This is a genomic window from Collinsella aerofaciens (assembly GCF_040910245.1).
Taxonomy (GTDB): Bacteria; Actinomycetota; Coriobacteriia; order Coriobacteriales; family Coriobacteriaceae; genus Collinsella.
In genome coordinates this window covers 18,389-36,119 of the sequence record NZ_JBDGAY010000017.1, presented here as the reverse complement: position 1 = coordinate 36,119, position 17,731 = coordinate 18,389, and the positions used below count along the sequence as shown (strand labels likewise).

General features: G+C 61.4%; 16 protein-coding genes and 2 tRNA genes. 16 read left to right on the top strand and 2 right to left on the bottom strand.

The window, feature by feature from the left end; all coding sequences use genetic code 11:
* Nucleotides 1-50 precede the first annotated feature (50 nt).
* From selD to AB5Z20_RS06985, 8 genes are all read left to right on the top strand, one after another.
* A complete protein-coding gene (gene selD, locus AB5Z20_RS07020; protein ID WP_368156768.1) occupies nt 51-1,100 on the top strand; it encodes a selenide, water dikinase SelD in 1,050 nt (349 codons plus the stop codon).
* Nucleotides 1,101-1,159: 59 nt separating this feature from the next.
* The gene (gene yedF, locus AB5Z20_RS07015; RefSeq protein ID WP_368156767.1) at nt 1,160-1,786 is read left to right on the top strand and encodes a sulfurtransferase-like selenium metabolism protein YedF; all 627 of its coding nucleotides are present in this window, start codon (nt 1,160-1,162) and stop codon (nt 1,784-1,786) included.
* A 19-nt stretch (nt 1,787-1,805) separates the two neighbouring features.
* On the top strand, nt 1,806-2,057 hold the full coding sequence (locus tag AB5Z20_RS07010; RefSeq protein WP_196025405.1) for a DUF3343 domain-containing protein: 252 nt from the start codon (nt 1,806-1,808) through the stop codon (nt 2,055-2,057).
* On the top strand, nt 2,054-3,193 hold the full coding sequence (locus AB5Z20_RS07005; protein ID WP_368156766.1) for an aminotransferase class V-fold PLP-dependent enzyme: 1,140 nt from the start codon (nt 2,054-2,056) through the stop codon (nt 3,191-3,193). Before AB5Z20_RS07010 ends, AB5Z20_RS07005 begins: the two co-directional genes overlap by 4 nt.
* Before the next feature lie 77 nt (nt 3,194-3,270).
* Nucleotides 3,271-4,629: a branched-chain amino acid transport system II carrier protein gene (brnQ, locus tag AB5Z20_RS07000; RefSeq protein ID WP_368156765.1), complete on the top strand. Its 1,359-nt coding sequence runs from the start codon at nt 3,271-3,273 to the stop codon at nt 4,627-4,629.
* A 91-nt stretch (nt 4,630-4,720) separates the two neighbouring features.
* A tRNA-Pro gene (locus AB5Z20_RS06995) sits at nt 4,721-4,797 on the top strand.
* A 6-nt stretch (nt 4,798-4,803) separates the two neighbouring features.
* A tRNA-Gly gene (locus AB5Z20_RS06990) sits at nt 4,804-4,877 on the top strand.
* 334 nt (nt 4,878-5,211) lie between these two features.
* Nucleotides 5,212-6,213, top strand: coding sequence for a hypothetical protein (locus tag AB5Z20_RS06985; protein WP_368156764.1), 1,002 nt, complete (start codon nt 5,212-5,214; stop codon nt 6,211-6,213).
* 141 nt (nt 6,214-6,354) lie between these two features.
* On the opposite strand, the gene AB5Z20_RS06980 is transcribed toward AB5Z20_RS06985, so the two are convergent.
* Both AB5Z20_RS06980 and AB5Z20_RS06975 read right to left on the bottom strand, forming a co-directional pair.
* Entirely contained in the window at nt 6,355-6,810 is a 456-nt protein-coding gene (locus AB5Z20_RS06980) for a PIN domain-containing protein (RefSeq protein WP_368156763.1), read from the bottom strand.
* Nucleotides 6,803-7,126: a type II toxin-antitoxin system RelB/DinJ family antitoxin gene (locus AB5Z20_RS06975; protein WP_138112252.1), complete on the bottom strand. Its 324-nt coding sequence runs from the start codon at nt 7,124-7,126 to the stop codon at nt 6,803-6,805. Before AB5Z20_RS06975 ends, AB5Z20_RS06980 begins: the two co-directional genes overlap by 8 nt.
* Nucleotides 7,127-7,555: 429 nt before the next feature.
* Between AB5Z20_RS06975 and AB5Z20_RS06970 the strand changes: the two genes are divergently transcribed.
* From AB5Z20_RS06970 to AB5Z20_RS06935, 8 genes are all read left to right on the top strand, one after another.
* Nucleotides 7,556-8,074, top strand: coding sequence for a 4Fe-4S dicluster domain-containing protein (locus AB5Z20_RS06970; RefSeq protein ID WP_022095206.1), 519 nt, complete (start codon nt 7,556-7,558; stop codon nt 8,072-8,074).
* 75 nt (nt 8,075-8,149) lie between these two features.
* Nucleotides 8,150-10,372 (top strand): formate dehydrogenase subunit alpha, encoded by a 2,223-nt coding sequence (gene fdhF, locus AB5Z20_RS06965; RefSeq protein ID WP_195444593.1) that lies wholly within the window; start codon nt 8,150-8,152, stop codon nt 10,370-10,372.
* Nucleotides 10,373-10,450: 78 nt separating this feature from the next.
* On the top strand, nt 10,451-11,068 hold the full coding sequence (locus tag AB5Z20_RS06960; RefSeq protein ID WP_368156762.1) for a 4Fe-4S dicluster domain-containing protein: 618 nt from the start codon (nt 10,451-10,453) through the stop codon (nt 11,066-11,068).
* Complete coding sequence (gene hyfB, locus AB5Z20_RS06955; RefSeq protein WP_195568229.1) at nt 11,061-13,079, top strand: hydrogenase 4 subunit B; 2,019 nt, start codon at nt 11,061-11,063, stop codon at nt 13,077-13,079. The genes AB5Z20_RS06960 and hyfB overlap by 8 nt, the downstream gene beginning before the upstream one ends.
* A 17-nt stretch (nt 13,080-13,096) precedes the next feature.
* Nucleotides 13,097-14,020, top strand: coding sequence for a respiratory chain complex I subunit 1 family protein (locus tag AB5Z20_RS06950; protein WP_055309580.1), 924 nt, complete (start codon nt 13,097-13,099; stop codon nt 14,018-14,020).
* A 16-nt stretch (nt 14,021-14,036) separates the two neighbouring features.
* Complete coding sequence (locus AB5Z20_RS06945; RefSeq protein WP_055309579.1) at nt 14,037-15,494, top strand: hydrogenase 4 subunit D; 1,458 nt, start codon at nt 14,037-14,039, stop codon at nt 15,492-15,494.
* A gap of 10 nt (nt 15,495-15,504) precedes the next feature.
* Nucleotides 15,505-16,158 (top strand): hydrogenase 4 membrane subunit, encoded by a 654-nt coding sequence (hyfE, locus tag AB5Z20_RS06940; RefSeq protein ID WP_035138044.1) that lies wholly within the window; start codon nt 15,505-15,507, stop codon nt 16,156-16,158.
* Between the two features lie 3 nt (nt 16,159-16,161).
* Nucleotides 16,162-17,727 carry a hydrogenase 4 subunit F gene (locus tag AB5Z20_RS06935; RefSeq protein WP_195625142.1) on the top strand — a complete coding sequence of 522 codons (1,566 nt, stop codon included), beginning with the start codon at nt 16,162-16,164 and terminating at the stop codon, nt 17,725-17,727.
* Nucleotides 17,728-17,731: the final 4 nt, after the last annotated feature.

Sequence of the window (17,731 nt, the reverse complement as noted above, 5' to 3'; positions counted from 1 at the left end):
ATTCATGCGTATACTGGGAGAAAATGATTGACCGATGAGAGGAGGTATCGATGGCTGACGATCAGATTAAGCTCACGTCTATGACTGCCGCGAGCGGTTGAGCCGCTAAGTTGGCTCCTGGAGCCCTCGCCCAGGTCCTGGGCGATTTACCCAATGTGCATAACGACAACTTGCTCGTGGGGTTCGATACCTCCGACGATGCGAGCGTCTTTCGCGTTGGCGATAACTTGGGTCTCGTGCAGTCCATCGACTTCTTCCCACCGATGGTCGACGACCCGTTTTTGTTTGGCCAGATCGCCGCGGCAAACTCGCTGTCGGACATCTACGCCATGGGCGGGCGGCCGAGCCATGCCATGAACTTGCTGTGCATCCCGAGCTGTCTGGGCGTTGAGGTTGCCGGTCAGATTCTGGCGGGCGGCGCCGACAAGTGCGTCGAGGCGGGTTGCTCCATCGCGGGCGGTCACACCATCAACGACGACGAGCCCAAGTACGGCCTGTCCGTGAGCGGGTTTGTCGCGCTCGACCGCATGCTCGCCAACAGCGGCGCGCGCGTGGGCGATGCGTTACTGCTGACCAAGGCGGTTGGCTCGGGCATCATCACCACGGCCATTAAGGGCGAGCTCATCGAGCGGGACGAGGCCGCAGCCATGTTTGACTCGATGCGCACCCTCAACGAGGCTCCGATTCGTCTGGCCGAGGGACTTGAGCTTCACGGCTGCACCGACATCACGGGCTTTGGCCTGATCGGGCATGCGTGCGAGATGGCCGAGGGCTCGGGCGTGCAGATTGAGCTTGCGTCGGGGGCGGTGCCGCTCTTTGACCAGGTGCTCGACATGGCGCGTTTGGGCATTATCCCCGCGGGCTCCTACCGCAACCAGGACTTCTTTGGCCCGCGCGTGACGGCCGACGAGGACCTTGAGCCGGGCATGCTCGACGCGCTGTACGACCCGCAGACGTCTGGTGGCCTGCTTATCGCGGCACCTGCTGCCGATGTGGATGAGCTTGCGAGCCGTCTACATGCCGAAGGACGTATCGCCGCCGTCGTCGGTCGCGTGTACGAGCCGGTACCAGGCGGTCCTGCCGTTCGCGTTGTGCATTAAGGAAAACCGTTTATGCGACCGCCTACTGTTCTGGGCGGTCCCTTTTGAAAGGAAAAACTATGTCTACCAAAATTGAAGTCAATGCCATGGGCGATGCCTGCCCGCTGCCCGTCGTCAAGACGCTCAAAGCCCTGAAGCAACTCGATGGCGAGGGCACAGTCGTGACCTCGGTCGACAACGAGACCGCCGTCAAGAACATCTCGAAGATGGCGCAGGAGAAGGGCTGCACGGCCTCAGTCGAGAAGGTTTCTGACGCTGAGTGGCACGTGACCGTCGCGACCGCCGGTGCCGTGGCCGTTGCGGACCCCGAGCAGGACGGCGCCGCTTTCTGCGACGCCAGCGCCGGCAAGGGCAAACTTGTCATTTCCGTCTATACCGATTGCATGGGCCGTGGCGACGACGAGCTGGGCCACAAGCTCATGAAGGCGTTTGTCTTTGCCGTGACGCAGCAGGAGGAGCTGCCCGTGACCATGCTGTTCTACAACGGCGGTGCCAAGCTCACCGTCGAGGGCTCGCCGGTGCTCGATGACCTGAAGGGCTTGGCGGAGCAGGGTGTCGAGATTCTCACCTGCGGTACCTGCCTCGACCACTATGGCATTAAAGACCAGCTTGCGGTGGGCGAGGTCACCAACATGTACGTGATCGTGGAGAAGATGGAGCAGGCCGTGCGCGTCGTGCGCCCGTAGCGTATTGGTTGGAGTTGCCATGAGGGAGAAGCGCCCGGCGCTTGTCATCACGTTTCCTACCACGGCGGCCGCCATGGGTTGCGAATCCCTGTGCATCGAGCGCGGTCTTCCCGGGCGGACGATTCCCGTGCCCGGGGAGGTCGCTGCCGGCTGCGGTTTGGCGTGGAAGGCGTTGCCTGCCGATGAGGAACTGCTGCGCGGCGAACTTGCCTCGGCGGGCGTTCCCACCGAGGGCTTCACCGTGATCGATATGTGGGAGGTCGTGCGATGATCTATCTGGATAACGCGGCAACGACCATGCACAAGCCGCAGGTGGTCATCGATGCCGTGACGCAGGCGATGTGCTCGCTCGGCAATGCCGGGCGCGGCGCCACGTCGGGTGCCCTCGATGCCGCTCGTACGATTCACGCTTGCCGTGCCAAGCTCGCGCGCCTTTTGGGTTGCCCGAGGGCGGACCATGTGTGCTTTACGCCCAACTCCACGGCGGCGCTCAACACCGCCATCAACGGGGTGGTGCGCCCCGGCGACCATGTGGTCACAACGGTGCTCGAGCACAACTCCGTACTGCGTCCGCTCAACCGCCTGGCGGCAGAGCAGGGTGTGACGGTTGAGCATGCGGGCTGTGATACCAATGGCGTGCTCGACTACGACGAGCTCGAGCGGCTTGTCACGCCCGGTACGCGTGCTGTGGTGGTGACGCACGCCTCCAATGTGACCGGCAACGCGGTCGACATTGCGCGCGTGGCTGCCATCGCGCATGCGGCCGGTGCGCTGGTGATCGTCGATGCCTCGCAGTCTGCCGGCACGGCGCATATCGATATGCAGGCCATGGGCCTCGACATTGTGTGCTTTACCGGCCATAAGGGGCTCATGGGTCCGCAGGGGACCGGCGGCCTGGCCGTGGCGGAGGGCATTGACGTGGCTCCGTGGGCCATGGGCGGCACGGGCGTGCACAGCTTCGACCCACTGCAGCCGCTTGAGTGGCCCATGCGCCTTGAGGCGGGCACGCTCAACGGCCACGGCATCGCGGGCTTTTCCGCAGGCCTCGACTTTATCGAGGCCCAGGGTGGGGTCGAGGCGATTGCTGCCCACGAGCGTGCACTCGCTGATCGCTTCCTTTCCGGTGTGCGCGAGATTTCGGGGATTAAGCTCTACGGTGCCTTTGACCAGCCGACGCGCTCTGCGATTGTGTCGCTCAACGTGGGCGATATCGACTCTGCCGAGATCTCGGATGCACTCATGCAAGGGTGGGGGATTGCGACGCGCCCCGGCGCCCATTGCGCCCCGCTCATGCACCGTGCGCTGGGGACCGAGCGCCAGGGCGTCGTCCGCTTCTCGTTTGGGTATTTCAACACTACCGAAGAAGTCGACACGGCTATCGATGCTCTGTGCGATTTAGCCTGCTAAAGCTGCTAGACCGTTTATACTTGCGGGACGGGTGTTTTTGCCCGTCCCGTTTTTGTTTCGACCCGAAAGGTGTGCATATGGCCTCATCCGCTCCGCGCGGTTTGCGCTCCGACCATGTCGTCACCGTCGGCATTGCGCTGTTTTCGATGCTCTTTGGCGCCGGTAACCTCATCATTCCGCCGTTGCTGGCACTTCAGGCCGGCACGGCCACGCCGCTTGCCATGATTGGCTTTTTGATTGCCGCCATCGGCCTGCCCGTCACGGGCTTTATCGCCGTCGCGCTCGCCGGCACGGCCCGCGAGCTGGCCGGGCGCGTGCATCCTAAGTTTGGTGAATTCTTCGTTGCGGCGGTCTACCTGGCCATCGGTCCGTGCCTGGCCATTCCGCGCACAAGCTCTACGGCGTTCGAAATGCTCGTGCCGCTGCTACCCGAGGGTGTTTCGCTTGGCACGGCACGTCTGGTGTTTGCCATCGGGTTCTTCGTCGTCGCGTTTGCGCTCACACTGCGCCCGGGTGTCATCACGCGCGTGCTCGGTCGCATTACGGGCCCCGCGCTCATTGCGCTCATCGTGCTGGTCGTGGGTGCAGCCGTGATCTCGCCGCTGGGACCGGCTGCCGCGCCTCAGGCTCCCTACGATGCAGGCGCCGCCGTGCAGGGCTTTTTAACTGGCTATCAGACCATGGACCTGCTTGCGTCGCTCGCTTTCGGCATCATCATCGCCGAGACCATTCACGAGCTGGGCGTGACCGACGACAAGCGCGTCGCTTTTGAAATTTCGCGCTCCGGTGTGATCGCCGGCGTGCTCATGGCCTTTATCTATTGCGGCTTGGCCCTTGCCGGCATGCAGCTCGGCACCGTGATGCCCGACGCTACCAATGGCGCCGCCATCCTTGCCCGCTCTGCCTCCATGCACTTTGGCCTTGCCGGCACGGTCGTGGTCTTCGCCATCTTCTTCCTCGCCTGCATGAACGTGTGTATTGGCCTTATCAGCTGCTGCTCGCGTTACTTCTGCGAGACGTATGTGGTCGAAGGGGGAGCGGAGGCCTCCGAGGAGGCCATGCGCCGTCCCTTTGCGATTCTCGCCTTTGTGTTCGCAGCGTTTTCGTGCGTGCTCTCCAATGTGGGCCTCGACGTGATTCTTATGTTCTCGGTGCCCATGCTCAACGCCTTGTATCCCGTTGCCATCGTGCTGGTACTGATGGGCCTGGTGCACGGCTTTTGCGACGCTCATCCGCAGGTGTGGGTGTGGGTCGGCGGCGTGGTTGCTGTGCAGAGCGTGATCACCTCGGTCCGCGATGCGTTCTTTGCGGGCGCGTGGCTGCCGTTCGATGCGCTGCCGCTTGCGGACATTGGAGCCGCGTGGGCGCCGGTTGCCGTGGTTGCCTTTGTGATCGGTCTGCTCCATAGTCGTTTTGTCGCACATTCGAGGAGCTAGGGTTTCTGCGCTTGCACAGGCGGGGAGTCTCCCCTATAATTTCCTTCGCTTTGGGACACGCAAGGTTTAGACCTTAGCTGCTCAACACCTTCGGGACGTGGCGCAGTTTGGTAGCGCGCCTGCTTTGGGAGCAGGATGTCGCAGGTTCAAATCCTGTCGTCCCGACCATATTTTGCGGGCGTAGTTCAATGGTAGAACCCCAGCCTTCCAAGCTGATGACGCGGGTTCGATTCCCGTCGCCCGCTCCATAGGATAGTTTTAACGGCTTTGGCTCTATTTGGTGCCAGAGCCGTTTTCATATACATGCCGGGGACCCCACATCCCCTCCTAAGTTGCGGTGAAATACGGACTGTTTTCCGGCTTTTATGGCCCATGTAGTCCGTATTTCACCGCAACTATTTGTAAGGTTGGATTTTGATGCCGTTGGGAGGGTCGTAGCGACCGTCTACCGAGAGTGGAAATATTTTTTGAAGCTCTGACCTGCGACGTCAAGCTTTTGGTCAGCTTTTGGCAAGGCCTGCGGACGGAAGCATGCGATAGCGTAATGGTATTCTCTCCGCCGTGATGGTTATGGGGTTGGCCATGCTCGATAAAGGCAAACATTTTCCGCAGTCCTATGCAAGGATGCTATTCTCGGCCGTTGGAATTCATCAAGATGGACAGCTGCTTATAACAATTGATCCTTGGGATGAACGCCGTGCGCGCGAGCTTATGCAGGAAGAGCTTATGCTTCGTCTTTACAACCATGTGTATGCGGATCCGGTCTATTGGAATAATCTTGGGGTTGAAGATCGTATCTTTCAGCTGGCATCCGCTATTGCGGTCGTTGAACCGGATGCTGTGTTTTGCGGAGCGACAGCAGCGTTGCTCTACGGCATCGGCTCGGCGTATACGCTTCTGGATAAAGTGCAAGTGCTGCTGCCACGGTCTACAAGGCGTGATACGTATGAGTTCGTTGAATACAAGCGCTGGCGCCCGGGCGAAGTGTGGCGGCTTGGTCTGTTTACACTGACGGATCCGTGTCGAACGGTTGTTGATATCGCGCGATCGAGCGCCTTTCGCTATGCGCTGGGTTATGTCGATGGCTTGGCCCGTGAGTACGATGTCGAACGCGAAGAGCTGCGAGCATATGCGCAGGCAAATTGTCGAGGGCTGCATGGCATCGCGCGTGCTTTTGACGTTTTTGAGTATATGGACGGCAGGTCAGACAATGGCGGCGAGTCTGAGGCGAGAGCAGCGATGATTCTCGCTGGGGTTGCCGCGCCTGAGCTTCAAGTTGAGATACCGCGACCAGGAAACGCTGGCTATTATCTAGCAGATTATGGCTGGCAGATGCCAGACGGCTCATGGACGCTGGCAGAGCTGCATGGGCTGGGTAAGTTTGAAGACGAAGCTCAAAATGATCCGGAGCAAGCGGCGGCAAAAACCTATCGAGCGGCCCTCATGCGCGATGCGAACCTTCGCGCCATGGGCCACAACGTCATTCATTTCAAACTCTCGGACACCTACGAAGTAGAATCGTTCGGTGCCATGATGCGCGGTTACGGTATTCCGACAACAAAACCCTACGCCGACTCCCGATAGAGAAATCGTTCGCAGCCAACCTTCAATAAGTTGCGGTGAAATACGGACTATCGAGGCCTTTAAAGGCATGAAACAGTCCGTATTTCACCGCAACTTAGGAGGGGATGGGGCTGAGGGGCGGGCGATGCCGTTGCCTGCCGGTTAGTGGCGACCGTGGTGGCGGAGCTTGTCGATGGTGGAGTCGGTGCTGCGGCTGCGGGCTTCGGTTGCGGTTTGACGCTTGCGGCGGTAATCGATCATGCCTTGGATGATGGGCTTGCCAAAGCTCACGACATCATCGTTGTAGATGGCGGTTCGGGCTGCGAGGAGGCAGTCGGTAAAGTCCATATGGGTCTTGCCGAAGAGTTTGACGGCAAGGGCGACAACGGTGGGCTCGTCGACCATGACGTCATCGAGCAGTCTTTTCATGGCCGCAGCAATTTCAACGCGGGGAACCTTATAGACGTCGCGCAGCGTGAACACGACGCGCGTGATGATTTCGGGGTAGACACGTGCGGTGCGCGTGGCGATGACCTTGGCGGCGCGCGGTGACAGGACCTCGTCGTCGTCAAGCAGGTAGCGAAGGATGACGGTCTCGTCGATGATGGTGCTACTCATGGATATCTACTTCCTCGGGACCCAAAACCGACTCGTCGCTTTCTGTGGCTAGGTATTCAATCCAGGCATTGCGCTCCTCGGAGCGGCGATTGGGGTCCCCATATGCTTTGAGCAGTCCATAGGCGGCCGTGCCGTCCTTGGAGCGCACGGCGACCGGCTGAAAGGGGAGCTTGCGCATCAAAATACTCTGCGCGACAAATAGACGGACAGCCTCGGCGAGCGATGTACCCATGGCGTCGTAGAGACGTTCGGCATGCTGCTTGTCTTCCTCGCGAATGCGCACCTGCAGGATGGCTCGTTTTTGAGTCGATGACATCACTGGCCTCCCTTAATGAGCGTGCAATTTGAATAGTCAAATACAACATCGGCTAATAATAGCCAATCTTACAACCACTACTTTATTGCACTAGAGTAATTGAGTGTAAACGATATTACAAACGTACTACATCCTTCAGAAACGAGCGTGAAATCTCCCTTGGATGTACGCATGTAATACACTCACCTTTATAGCTTCTAGAGAATAATTCCAACCTGCCAAAACCCCTGCAATACACCCGTATTGCAGGGCCTATGCTCAAGTTTGCCACCTGCAACTGCGTATATTTAACCTGTATATCGTTGGAGGAATTCTATCGAAGTGCCTGTTTCGCCGCATGCACTCGATACGCCGATGCCGGACCACGGGCGGTCCGGGGCAACGTCGACAGGGTCTCTCCGGCATGGGATTCAGGAGGGAGTGAACAACATGGGCAATAAACGAGTCGTAGCCGATTCCTCACGCTGCATTGGGTGTCAAACCTGTATGGCGGCGTGCATCGAGGCGCACGACATCCCCGGCAACATCGCCGCGCCGCGCCTGCGCGTGACGCGTACGTACGAGATCTCCGCGCCGGTGGCTTGCCATCACTGCGAGGATGCCCCGTGCGCGAAGGCCTGTCCTACGGGCGCCTTGTTCTTTGATCCAAAGAACCATCGCATCGGCGTCAACGAGGACAACTGCATCGGCTGCAAGAGCTGCGTTATGGCATGCCCCTTTGGCGCCGTGAGCGTGGCGACCACGCAGGTCCCCGTCTTGATGGGCGACGTTCGCGTGGGTTCGCAGACTAAGAGCTTCGTGCTTAAGTGCGACCTGTGCGTGGACCGTCCCGGCGGCCCGGCGTGCGCCGAGGCGTGCCCGACCAAGGGCCTCACCCTGGTTGACGAGGAGCGTCTGGCGGAGCTGACCGCCGAGCGTGCCCGCGCCACCATCGAAAACGAGGCGTAAGCGTTGGGGCGACAGGCCCAATGATTGGCAAATTAGTACCGAATAATCGGTAGCAGAAAAAGGAAGGAGGGTGTCATGGAGAAGCATAAAGTGATCTGCCCGTATTGCGGCGCCGGTTGCCAGTTTAACCTCTTGGTCCAAAACGGCCAGGTCGTGGGTACCGAACCGCTCAACGGCATCACCAATCAGGGCGAGCTGTGCCTTAAGGGCATGAGCGGCTACGACTTCATCAACGACACCAAGATCTTGACTCCTCGCGTACTGCACCCGATGATCCGCCGCACCAAGGGCGCGGATCTTGAGCGCGTAAGCTGGGACGAGGCACTGGATTTCACCGCATCTAAGATGCAGGCCATAATTGACGAATATGGTCCTAACGCTGTCATGACCACCGGCTCTTCGCGAGGCGGCGGCAATGAGGCGAACTACGTCATGCAGAAGTTTACGCGTGCGTGCATCGGCACCCACAGCGTAGACAACTGCGCCCGTACTTGACACGGCCCTACTGTCCTCGGTCTGATGGACACGGTTGGTTCAGGTTGCATGTCATGCTCCATCCCCGGTATGGAGGATGCGGGCTGCATTTTCCTCTTCGGCTATAACCCTGCCGATTCGCACCCCATCGTCGCAAGGCGTATCGTGCGAGCCAAAGAAAAGGGTTGCAAGATCATCGTCGCCGACCCGCGCCATATCGAAACCGCGCGTATCGCCGATCTCTACCTTCCGATCAAGAACGGTTGCAATGTTGCGTTCCTCAACGCCTTTGCCAACTGCTTGGTCAACGATGGCCTCTACGACAAGGAATTCGTCGCCGAGCACACGAACGGCTTTGACGAGTGGTGGGAGACCATCAAGAACTACACTCCCGAATCCGTACAGGACATCACGGGTGTCGAGCCCGCGTTGATCCACCAAGCTGCCGAGATGTACGCCACGGCGAAGCCCTCCGCCATCATTGGCTGGGGCATGGGCGTATGCCAGCAGAAGCAGAACCTGAAGACGGTGCACACCATCGCCTCCATCGCCTGCGTTGCCGGCCAGATCGGCAAACCCAATTCCGGCCTCGCGCCCGTGCGTGGTCAGAACAACGTCCAGGGCTCCTGCGATATGGGCATGCTGCCTAACCTGTACCCTGGCTACCAGAAAGTCACCGACCCCGCCGTGCGCGCCAAGTTTGCAAAGGCTTGGGGCGTGCCCGAGGAAAAGCTCCCGCTCGAGGAGGGCTACAAGCTCACCGACCTGGGCCACCTGGTCGACGAGGGCAAGGTGCACTGCTTCTACAACTATGGCGAGGACCCGGTGCAGACCGAGCCCGATTCGGCCGGTATGCGCAAGACGCTCTCCGAGCTGGATCTGTTCATTTGCCAGGACATCTTTATGACGCAGACGACCATGCTCGCCGACGTCATCCTGCCCGCTACCTCTTGGGGCGAGCACGAGGGTGTCTTTACCGCATCCGACCGTAGCTTCCAGCACTTTGACGCGGCCGTTCCGCCCAAGGGCGAGTGCCGCCACGACTGGGAGATCTTCGCGGACCTGTCTACGCGCATGGGTTACCCCATGCACTACGACAACACCGAGCAGATCTGGAATGAGTGCATCAGCCTGTGCCCCAACTTTGTGGGCGCGACCTACGAGAAGATGGCTCCCGAGGGCGGTTACGCCCAGTGGCCCGTCAAGAGCACCGATGTGAACGACCACGGTACGCCCGACATGTTCGCTGGTGGCAAGTTCACCACCAAGGACGGCCGCGCCAACCTGATGGCGCACGACTGGGAGGCGCCCTCCGAGCTTCCCGACGATGAGTACCCGCTCATCCTGTGCACCGTCCGCGAGGTCGGCCACTACAGCTGCCGCTCGATGACCGGCAACTGCAAGACGCTGGCACTGCTTGCCGACGAGCCCGGCTTTGTCCGCATGAATCCCGCGGACGCCCAGGCGCGCGGCATCAAGAATGGCGACATCGTCTCGATCCACAGCCGCCGCGGCCAGGTATATAGCCGCGCCGACGTGAGCGACCGCATCAACAAGGGCACGGTCTACATGACCTACCAGTGGTGGATCGGCAAGTGCAACGAGCTGACCATTCACAAGGTCGACCCGGTATCGCATACGCCCGAGGACAAGTTCTCCGCCTGCCAGGTCGACGCTATCGCCGACCAGGTCTGGGCCGAGGGCGAGGTGGAGCGTCAGTACACCGAGCTCAAGCAGGCTCTGGTCGACGCCGCCGCTCCCCAGGACGTTGAGCCCGGCGCCGCCAAGTTCGACGACGAGACACACGTGAATCAAATCGTGTAGTCCCGTTCTCGTTGGCTTTTTGGGCCGGGCGTCCCGTACGTTCGGGAGCCCGGCCCGTTATTTTGAAAGGAAGTGGGGATGAACCGCTTCATCGACATCAACCCGGAGAGGTGCATCGGCTGCGGAACATGCCAGTCCGCCTGTGCCGACGCCCACCGGATGCAGGGTCTTCAGGATACGCTGCGCCTGGCGCTCGTGAAGACCGACGGTATTTCGGCCGCCCTTGCCTGCCACCATTGCGAGGGTGCCCCCTGCGCCGAGGTTTGCCCGGTGAATGCCATCGAGCACGATGGCGATCGCATCCACGTCAAGGAGCAGGAGTGCATCGGGTGCAGGCTGTGCGCCATCGCGTGCCCCTTCGGAGCCATCCATCCCGATGGCACGTCTATCGCCGGTGTCGCAGGCATGTGCGACCCGACGCCTTCGTATCCTAAGTCCCTGAGCAGCCTGCTTACGTGGGCTCCCGGCCAGTACACCTGCGCTGTCAAGTGCGATCTGTGTGCCTTCGATCCGGACGGCCCGCATTGTGTGGCGGCGTGCCCCACCAAGGCGCTGACCGTCATGGGCGGCGCGGCCGATCGCGAGCTCGACGAGGCCAAGCGCCTACGCTCGATCGAAAACGGTCCGGTCGTCGACGTTACCGCTGTGGCCCAGGGCCTGTCCGAGAAAGCAGAAGGGAGCGTAAACAATGGATAGCATGACGCTGTTTATCGCATCGCTTGCCGTCTCGTGCATCGGTGCGCTCGCCTCGGTTCTGCTGATCAAGGCCGATAACGCCGCCAAGACCGCCGGCTGCCTGATCGGCGCCGTCGCGGCCGTGCTGTCGTTCATCGCGGGCCTCGAGGCCGTGCTTGGCGACGTTTCGTCCCTCAACACGGTCTTCTTCTTCCCGTTCGCCCGTCTCGAGCTCTTGCTCAACGGCCTTGCGGGCCTGATCGTGGTCCTCATCTCGATTCTCGCCTTTGCGGGCTTCATCTACGGTCTGTCCTACTTCGACGAGTACCCGGGCAAGGTCGGGCGCGCCGGCTTCTTTATGAACACCTTCGTCGCCTCGATGATGCTCGTCATCACCGCCGACAACGTGTTCTGGTTCCTGGTCGCCTTTGAGCTCATGTCCCTTACGAGCTACTTCCTTGTCGTTATCGAGGAGAACAAGAACTCCATTAGGGGCGGTTGGCTCTACTTCGTCATCGCGCACGTGGGCTTCGTTCTCATCATGGCGAGCTTCCTGCTCATGACCAACGGCGTGGGCGGTTCTTTCAGCTTCAGTGATTTCCGTACGCATGACTTTGGACCCGCCGTCTCCTCCGCGTGCTTCGTCCTCGCGTTCTTCGGATTTGGCGCGAAGGCCGGTATCATTCCGCTGCACTCCTGGCTGCCCCAGGCGCACCCCGAGGCGCCGTCCAACGTGTCCGCCCTCATGTCCGGCGGCATGATCAAGATCGGCATCCTGGGAATCCTCAAGGTCGGTCTCGACCTGCTCGCGGGTTCGGGCGTCCAGCTCTGGTGGGGCCTCATGGTCCTGGTCTTCGGATCCATCTCGTCGGTCCTGGGTGTCGTCTACGCCCTCCACGAGCACGACATCAAGCGCCTGCTTGCCTATCACTCCGTCGAGAACATCGGCATCATCTTGCTCGGTGTCGGCGCGTCCATGACGGCGCACGCCCTGGGCAACGACGTCATCGCGACGATCGCGCTCATGGCCGCCCTCTACCACACGCTCAACCACGCCATGTTCAAGGGCGAGCTGTTCCTCGGCGCGGGCTCCCTGCTCTATGCCACGGGTACGCGCAACATGGAGAAGATGGGCGGTCTGTTCCGCCGCATGCCGGTCACGGCCGTCTGCTTCCTCATCGGTGCCCTTGCCATCTCGGCCATCCCGCCGCTCAACGGCTTCGTTTCCGAGTGGTTCACCTACCAGTCCCTGTTCAACATCTCGACGCTCTCCGACCCGGTCGTCATGGTGTTCGCCGTCGCCTCCGCGGCCGCCCTCGCCATCACCGGTGCCCTGGCCGTCACGTGCTTCGTGAAGGCCTACGGCGTCTCGTTCGCGAGCAGCCCTCGTTCCCAGGAGGCCGCGAACGCCAAGGAGTCCCCGGCTCCGATGTTGTTCTCGCAGATGCTCCTCGCGGCCATCTGCGTGGTGCTGGGAATCGGCTCTCCCGTCATCGCCCCGGTTCTGGGCGACGTCGCCCAGAGCGTGCTTGCCGGCTCTGCCGTCACAGCCACCTCGGGCGTGTCTCTGGTGAACGAGATTTCCGGTGCCGCCACCTCCACCCCCGCGATCGCCATCGCGCTCGTGGTCCTCACCGGCCTCGCGTTCGTGTTGAGGTCCTGCCTCGGCACCAAGGCCCCCGCTAAGAAGACCGACCCTTGGGCGTGCGGCTACGAGCCCAACGAGCACATGCCCGTCGTCGCCACGAGCTTCGCGTCAGACGTAGAGCTCTTCATGGGCCCGCTCTACACCCTGCGCGAGGTATGCACCAAGATCTGCTGGTCCATCGCGCACGTGTTCCAGAAGCTCACCGGTGTCGCCCAGGGCGTTGAGCCCCTGCCCGACCGCTTCCTGGTCGATGCACCGAGCGAGGGTGCCGATAAGCTGGCCGGCCTCGCCTCCAAGATCGAGGGCGGCAACTACTCCGTATACATCTGCTACATCGTCGCGGCGCTCGTGGTCTTCCTCGTGCTCGCCGTGGTCATGGTCTAGAGAGGGGAGAGGATATTATGAACATCGTTCTTGCGATAGCGCAGGGCCTCGTGGTCATGCTGGTCGCGCCCTTCTTCTCCGGCCTCGCCCGTGTGATTCGCGCGAAGATGCACAATCGCCGCGGTCCGTCCATCCTTCAGGATTACCGGGACCTCGCGAAGCTCATGGCGCGTCCCGAGTCCGTGAGTTCCGACTCGAGCTTCGTGCTGCGCATCATGCCGCCGCTGTTCCTCGCGGTGTCGTTCATGCTCGCCATGGGCCTGCCCATGTTCACGCTCGAGAGCCCCATGCCCGTCTTTGGTGACGCCATCACCATCATGTACGCGCTCGCGCTGTCCCGTTTCTTCTTCGCGCTGTCCGGCGTGGATTCCTCCAACGCCTACGCGGGCTTCGGCGGTATCCGCGAGCTCCTCATGAGCGTGCTCATCGAGCCGTCCATGCTCATCGCGCTGTTTACCGTCGCCATCGTGTGCGGCTCCACGGACATTGCGACCATGGGTCAGCACATCGTTACGGGCAACGTCTCGAGCGTCGTCGCCGTCATCCTCGCCGGCGTCGCCTTCGCGGCCGCCTGCTATATGGAGCTCGGCAAGCTTCCGTTCGATCAGGCCGAAGCCGAGCAGGAGCTCCAGGAGGGCCCGCTCGCCGAGCTCTCCGGCCCGTCCCTGGCCATGATGAAGCTCGCCATGGGCATGAAGCAGGTCGTGGTCGTCGCTTGGTTCACCTCCATCTTCATCCCCTGGGGAGAGCCCGCGACCATCGGCGTCACCGCTCTCGTGGGCGCCGTCGTCTTCCTTGTCAAGTGCCTGGTCGATTTCGTTGTCTGCGGCGTGCTCGAGAACTCCGTTTCCCGTTCGCGCTTCAAGGTGCTCGGTAACCAGACCTGGGCCGTCGTCGGCATCGCGGTCCTCGCGTTCGTCTTCGTCGTCGTAGGCGTGTAGGGAGAAGGGAGAAACTATGTCAATCGAATCGAGCTTGTCCCTCTTTGCCATGGTGGCGATCGCCGTCCCCATGCTGGGCTCCCTGCTCATCGTCATGCTGCCGCGTCCCTACGCTAAATGGATCTGCGCCTTTGCCGGCGGCATCGCCACGGTCGCTTCCGTTGGCTTGGCCGCGACGTTTGCCGGAAACGGCATGAACGCGGTCGATGTAACCTGGGCGAGTATGGGCCAGACCTTGGTCATGGGCTTCATATTCGACCGGATGAGCACGCTGCTCGCACCCGCGTTCGTCGCTATCGGCCTGCTCGTCGTCATCTATTCGTTCCCGTACATGAGCGATAAGAACAAGGAGCATCCCGACGCGCCCCGTCGCCGCTTCTACGTGTACTTCTCCACGTTCATCGGCGCCATGGCCGGTCTCGCCTACAGCTCCACCATCGTCGGCCAGCTCGTTTTCTTCGAGATCACCGGCGTGTGCTCCTGGGGCCTCATCAGCTACTACATGACGCCCACGGCCAAGAAGGCCGGTATGAAGGCGCTCATCATCACCCATATCGGCGCTCTGGGACTCTACATCGGCGCGGCCTTCCTGTTCGCCGGAACCGGCACGTTCGCGCTGAGCGCGATCTCCCAGCTCGATTCCGGTATGAAGACCGTCGTGCTGCTGCTCATCCTGTTCGCCGCTTGGGCCAAGTCCGCCCAGTTCCCGCTCTACATGTGGCTGCCCTCCGCAATGGAGGCCCCCACGCCCGTTTCCGCCTACCTCCATGGCGCGTCCATGGTGAAGGTCGGCGTGTGCGTGTTCGCCCGCGCTCTTGCGAGTGCCGGCGATATCCCCGAGATCGTCGGTTGGGTCGCCATCATCGACGCCGTCGTGACCATGCTCTTCGGCTTCCTCATGTACCTGCCCCAGAAGGATATGAAGCGCCTGCTCGCCTTCTCGACGATCGCGCAGCTCGCCTACGTGTTCTTCGGCCTGGGCCTCTCCGTGTTCGGAAGCCAGATGGCGTTCAACGGCGCCGTCGAGCACATCTTCAACCACGCGTTCACCAAGACCCTGTTCTTCCTCATCGCCGGCTCCCTCAGCTTCACGCTGGGAACCCGTATGTTGCCCAAGATCCAGGGCCTCATGAAGAAGTACCCGGTCACGGGCGTGGGCTTCGCGGTCGCCGCGACCGCTATCGCCGGCGTGCCCCCCATGAGCACGTTCTTCTCCAAGTTCCAGATTATTTCCGGTGGCTTCGCGGTTGGTGCTTCCAACACGGTCATCTTCGTCCTCGTGTGCGTCATGGTCGTCGAGACCGTCGCCACCTTCGCATGGTTCCTGCGTTGGATGGGTAAGGTCCTGCCCGGTGAGCCGAGCGAGACCGTGGCCGCCGGCCAGCCCCTTCCGCGCGCCATGGCGTTCGTGTTCGTCGTCCTCATGATCATGGTCGTCGTCGCCGGTCCTCTGTCCTCTAGTTGGATGGGTTAGGAGGTAGGACATGGGTTATTCGTTAGTCAATATCCTGGGCGGTCTTCTGATCGTGACCTCCACCATGGTGGTCGTCTCGAAGACCATCCCGTCCGCCATTAAGTGGTACGCGATCCAGTCGGTTGTCCTGGTGGGCGTGCTGCTCACCCTGGGCCTCACCACCGGTGCCACCGAGCTTCTCATGTGGGCCGCGTCGGCCTTCGTCACCAAGGTGATCCTCGTTCCGTTCATTCTCAACCGTGCCTACAAAAAGATGGGTTCGCCTGCCGATAGCACGCTGACCTCCTCCATCAAGCCGGCCTGGACCATCATCCTCACCGGTCTGGAGGTGGCCATCTGCTTCGCGGTGGTCACGCGCCTGAGCCTGCCCACCGCTGAGGTGGCTACTCCGGCCCTCGCCATCAGCTTCGCGCACTTCTTCGTCGGCCTCACGTGCATCATCTCCCAGCGCAACATCCTCAAGCAAATCTTCGGGTACTGCCTTATGGAGAACGGTAGCCACGTGACGCTCGCCCTGCTCGCGCCCACGGCCCCCGAGATCATCGAGATCGGCATCGCCACCGACGCCATTTTCGCCGTCATCATCATGTCCGCCGTCGTCGTGAGGATCTGGAACGACACCAAGTCGCTCGACTCCCACGACCTGACCGAATTGAAGGGGTAGGCCATGGATGTTTCAATGCTGACGGTCGCCCTGCTCGCTTGTCCCCTCGTGTTCTCCCTGATTATGGCTGCGCTCCCCAAGACGACGTCCTACAGCGTCTTTGCGGGGCTCAACACCATCTCCGTCGCGGCGACCCTCGTCCTTTCGGTCGTCACCGCGGGAACCATGCTCTCGAGCGGGCAGAATATCGACGCTTTGGGCCTGTGGCTCCATCTCGATTCGCTCTCGTCGATCTTCGTCCTTCTGGTAGGCATCATCGGGTTCATCACCGGCGTGTACTCCATCTCCTATATCAAGATCGATATCGAGGAGAAGACCATGCCGGCCGAGCGCACCAAGCAGTACTACGCGCTGTTTAGCCTGTTCGTTTTCACGATGCTGCTCGCCTGCCTGTCCAACAACATCATCCTCACCTGGGCGGCGGTCGAGGCCACCACGCTGTCGACCGTGTTCCTCGTGGGCATCTACAAGAACAAGCAGGCGCTCGAGGCGTCTTGGAAGTACGCGATGGTCTGCACCGCCGGCGTGGCCTTCGGCCTGTTCGGCACGCTGCTCATCTACGCGAACGCCGCCGATATCATGCCCAACGCGCATGAGGCAGCCTTCCTCACCTCCATCATGCCCTACGCCGACCAGTTCGACCCGATGCTCGTGCGCCTCGCGTTCGCGTTCATCGTCATCGGCTTCGGCACCAAGGCGGGCCTGTTCCCCATGCACACTTGGCTGCCCGACGCGCACTCCCAGGCTCCGAGCCCGGTCTCCGCGCTGCTCTCGGGCGTGCTGCTCAAGTGCGCCATGCTGGTGATCATCCGCTTCTACTCCCTGTCCATCATCACGGTGGGCGACACCTATCCGCGTACGCTCCTGCTCATCCTGGGCACGCTGTCCATCCTGGTGGCCGCCCTGTGCATCTTTAAGCAGGACGATATCAAGCGCCGCTTCGCGTACTCCTCCGTCGACAACGTCGGCGTGGTCGCGCTGTGCCTGGGTATCGGTGGTCCGCTCGGTATCGCCGCCTGCCTGCTGCACTGCATCTTCCACGGTTTCACGAAGGCGCTCGCCTTCTGCATGGCCGGTAACATCCAGCACATCTACCACACCCGCGACCTGAACAAGATCAAGGGCGTCGTCGAGATCGCTCCCGTCACGGCAGCGCTCACCATCATCGCCCTGCTCGCGCTCGCCGCCTTCCCGCCGTTCGCCCTGTTCATCTCCGAGTTCCTCACCTTCGTGGCCGGCGTCCAGTCCGGTCCCATCTGGGTGGTCGTGCTCGTGGCCACTGGCCTCACCGGCGTGTACTTTGCCCTTACCGGCATCGCGCTCAAGTCCATCTTCGGCAAGGCGCCCGAGGGCATGAAGCGCCACGAGGTGCCCGCCCTCATGATCATCCCCGAGATCGCCCTCGCGATCGTGGTCATGTGGTTCGGTATCGCCACCCCGGTCGCCATCACGAGCGGCGTCGAGGATGCAACGTCCGTCGTTTTGAACCAGAGCGTCGAAGAGCTCCACGAGGCTCCTCTCTACCGCATGGTGTTCAGTTCCCAGACCAAGACAAGCGAGGTGAATTAGCACC